Origin of the sequence: Mycobacterium gordonae (assembly GCF_001417955.2) — a bacterium.
Taxonomy (GTDB): Bacteria; Actinomycetota; Actinomycetes; order Mycobacteriales; family Mycobacteriaceae; genus Mycobacterium; species Mycobacterium gordonae_B.
In genome coordinates this window covers 1-3,305 of record NZ_LKTM01000121.1, presented here as the reverse complement: position 1 = coordinate 3,305, position 3,305 = coordinate 1, and the positions used below count along the sequence as shown (strand labels likewise).

Here is a 3,305-nt window from a genome sequence, read left to right as displayed (position 1 = left end):
GCATTCCACCGCCGCCGAGCCCGCCTCCCCCAACCGAAGGAGCTCTCCCGGAGCCGATCGGCACAGGAGGCGGCAGTGCAGGGCTCGACGACTCAATCGGGCCGCGCTGCTCTAATCCGTCAGGTAACGGTGATCTGCCAGGATCAGATGATGTGCCCTGCTGCTGTGGACCCTTTGCGCGGCGCTCAAGGCCACCTCGACCGCGCGGCTCTAGACCGTCTGGATCGGTTGCTGTATCTAGTGGTTGAGTCGGTGAGCGCGGCGCGGATGGTGATGGAGAGAGTGGCACCGGGGTTTGCCCAGCTACCGCGGTTAAGTACGGTGTCACCCCCTCCACAACTTGGGCGTGATGGCGACTCACCGCGGCCGTAAATTCAGCATGCGCTGCTGCCGCCCTAGCGCGCGCCGCATTGGTGATCGCTTGACGCGCCGCCGGCAGAAACGTTGCTGCTGCCAACTCTTCGCGTGCCTCGTGTTCGATCCTGTTTAAGCAGGTCGCCAAATCATGACCCAGCGTTGCTACCCGTGAAGCCGCCGTGGCGATGTCCCGGCGGATATCCGCGTGCTTGTCGTGGTCAGCCGCGTGCTGGCGATGGGCTGCAATGACGGCTTCTGCTGTAGCACCCTCGGTTGTCGCGGAAAGATGTTCGGCTGCAACACGGTAGGCCGCTGCTCGGGAAGCAGCGGCAGATATTCCATCGCTAAAGGCTGACGAAGCCCTAGATGCGTCCTCATGCGCGCTTGGCCAAAGCTCCGCCGGAATAATTTCATCCGTATGGTGTGGTTCGGTTGCTGCCATGGTTGTTATCCGCAGGCGGCCCTAATCTTCTTTGCTGCGACAGTTGAACGCTCTGCCGCTGCGTTAGCCACGGCATCGTCCTGGTGTTGTCCGTCCGCCGCCGCGGTATCGATTGCGGCCGTTAGGTATTCGCTGATCGGTGTCGCCACTTCAGGGGGCGTGGCGTTAGGTACGTGTTGCCTCACATAAGCAACTTGGATCGCAATGGCTGCTTCAGCCTGCGCCAATGCGTTCGCGGTGATCGGATCATCCCAGTTCGGTGGTGCAATGACGAAAGCATGTCGAGCTGCGTTAATGGCGCTCGCCGCCGCCGCCCAAGCGTCACACGCCTCTTTTTTCGCGGCGGCCGCCTGATCTCTACTCCCGGGGGGTGCATGTGTCGGCGTTTCCGACTGGCTAAGCGGAGTCGCTCTTGGCGGATAAGCCGACCGCACTAACGCCACCCCACCCATTACAGCTGCTACAACTGCCGTACCCAGGGCGGCAACCGCGAGCACAGAGCGCTGACGGCTGTATCTTCTTTGGGGTGAAAACGCCTCTCCGTAAGGTGGCGGCGGCACCGCCGTCGCTGACTGTGGCGGAGTCACACAATCTCCCCAAGATGGCAAGCATTTTCCGTATTCATCGCGGCTAGCTTGGCAAAACCCATCGCGGAATGATTCGAAAGTTCCGTCCCCCGCGTGTGTAATGAACTCGCGGCTCCAGCATCCGCCGCCGCCGCCCAGGCCAAGAGAGCCGCGACCGCGGAGTCGAAGGCATTCCCTGGCGTAGCGATTGCCATTGGCGTGGCTGACACAGGGTTTGCCGCCGCACGTTTCGTTATAGCCGTGGCTTCGACCGGATCGACGTGAAGCGGCGTGCCGTACTCCATGCGGCTCAGGGTAGAAGGAAGCAGTGACATTGCGCCACCACAGATCTTGCGATTCGGACGTACACCGCTCAGATAGTTGCCATCGTTCGCGGTTGAAGCGTCTTTGCGTCTCCAAAATGACCTATTGAGCGACAGGGTGAATACAGGATCTGCGACCTGGGAAAAAATGTCAGCCGGGTGTCCCAAAATCATGTCCCAGACCGCGAGGAACGGGGACACCCTTAAAGACACAGATGGCTCCCGCCCGGGCCGCAAGCGTCCCGGGCGGGCCTGAATGATCGTGCCCCGTCGATGAGGAAGGACTTGCCGGTGACGCTGCTGGGATACGCGCGAGTCTCGACGCTGCACCAGTCCCCCGACATGCAGGTGCAGGCGCTCACGGACGCTGGGGCCGAACGGATTTGGGCCGACCGCATGTCCGGTGTCCGCGACGACCGCCCCGAGTTGGCCGCGCTGCTCAGATACGCCCGCCGCGGTGACGTACTCATGGTGTGGAGACTCGACCGCCTCGGCCGCTCACTCCCCCACCTGCTCACCATCGCCAACGACTTGCAGGACCGCGGCGTCGAGCTCCGCTCACTCACCGAAGTCATCGACACCACCACTCCAGGTGGGCGGCTGATCTTCCACGTCTTCGGTGCCGTCGCCGAATTCGAGCGAGCCATCGCCGCCGAACGCACCGCCGCCGGAGTGGCAGCAGCCCGCGCCGCGGGCCGCCATCCTGGGCGGCCGGGACTCACGGCCGACATCATCACCGCCGTCCAGGCCCTAGACCAGGCTGGTACTCCTCGCGCTCAGATCGCGCGCACCCTCGACATATCCCGATCCAGCGTCTACCGCTGCCTCGACCAACCCACCAGATACGGTCCAGGTCATGGCTGAGAATCAGACTTTTATCCCCGCTCCTCCTGGATTGACCACCACCATGAAGGACGGCACGCAGTTGCCGATTGTGGCCTTCCGCGTCGAGGGATACGAACTCTTTCCGTACTACGTCGAAAGCGACGGAAGTAGCGGCCAGGTCGTTCCCGGCGCGACGGTGACCGCCGCATGGAATCCATAACCATCAGTCACCAGAGCTGCAACTTGCAGCATTGAAGAGGCTGGTGCAGAACGGATTTGGACGGATCAAATGTCGGGGCTGCGTGACGATCGCCCCGAGCTGGCCAGCCTCCTGGACTACGCCCGCCGCGGCGACGTTCTCACATGGTGTGCAGGCTGGACCGCCTCGGCCGCCCCCTGGCCCACCTGCTCACCATCGCCCAAGACCTGCAACGCAGCCGCGGCTTCGAGCTGCGTTCGCTCACCGAACCAGTGGACACCACCACCCCAGGCGGCCGACTTATCTTCCACGTCTTCGGCGCCGTCGCAGAGTTCGAACGCGCCATCGCTGCCGAACGCACCGCCGCCGGGGTAGCCATCGCCCGCGCCGCCGGCCGCCCCGGCCTCAGCAGTGACACCATCGCCGCTGCTGCTGCCCAACGAAGCAGGCACTCCCCGCGCCCAGATCGCCCGCACCCTGGGCATTTCCCGATCCAGCGGGTACCGGTCCCTAGGGCGTGATGCCTCATGTAAATATGCCCGCGAAAATTGATCCATGCCTCACATAAAAATGCCCGCGAAACGGGCTGGGTC

The 3,305-nt window shown here is 63.4% G+C and carries 4 protein-coding genes; 3 read left to right on the top strand and 1 reads right to left on the bottom strand.

Going from position 1 to position 3,305, the window contains the following annotated elements:
• Positions 1–1,382: 1,382 nt before the first annotated feature.
• Positions 1,383–1,862 carry a hypothetical protein gene (locus tag AO501_RS37945; protein WP_197419826.1) on the bottom strand — a complete coding sequence of 160 codons (480 nt, stop codon included), beginning with the start codon at positions 1,860–1,862 and terminating at the stop codon, positions 1,383–1,385.
• 117 nt (positions 1,863–1,979) lie between these two features.
• Here AO501_RS37945 and AO501_RS40685 point away from each other — a divergent pair, with 117 nt between their 5' ends.
• The 3 genes from AO501_RS40685 (at position 1,980) to AO501_RS35580 (ending at position 3,233) form a co-directional block, all read left to right on the top strand.
• Positions 1,980–2,552 (top strand): recombinase family protein, encoded by a 573-nt coding sequence (locus AO501_RS40685; protein ID WP_353936080.1) that lies wholly within the window; start codon positions 1,980–1,982, stop codon positions 2,550–2,552.
• On the top strand, positions 2,545–2,733 hold the full coding sequence (locus AO501_RS37130) for a hypothetical protein (protein ID WP_156452505.1): 189 nt from the start codon (positions 2,545–2,547) through the stop codon (positions 2,731–2,733). Before AO501_RS40685 ends, AO501_RS37130 begins: the two co-directional genes overlap by 8 nt.
• A gap of 143 nt (positions 2,734–2,876) precedes the next feature.
• Complete coding sequence (locus AO501_RS35580; protein ID WP_231752465.1) at positions 2,877–3,233, top strand: recombinase family protein; 357 nt, start codon at positions 2,877–2,879, stop codon at positions 3,231–3,233.
• Positions 3,234–3,305 lie beyond the last annotated feature (72 nt).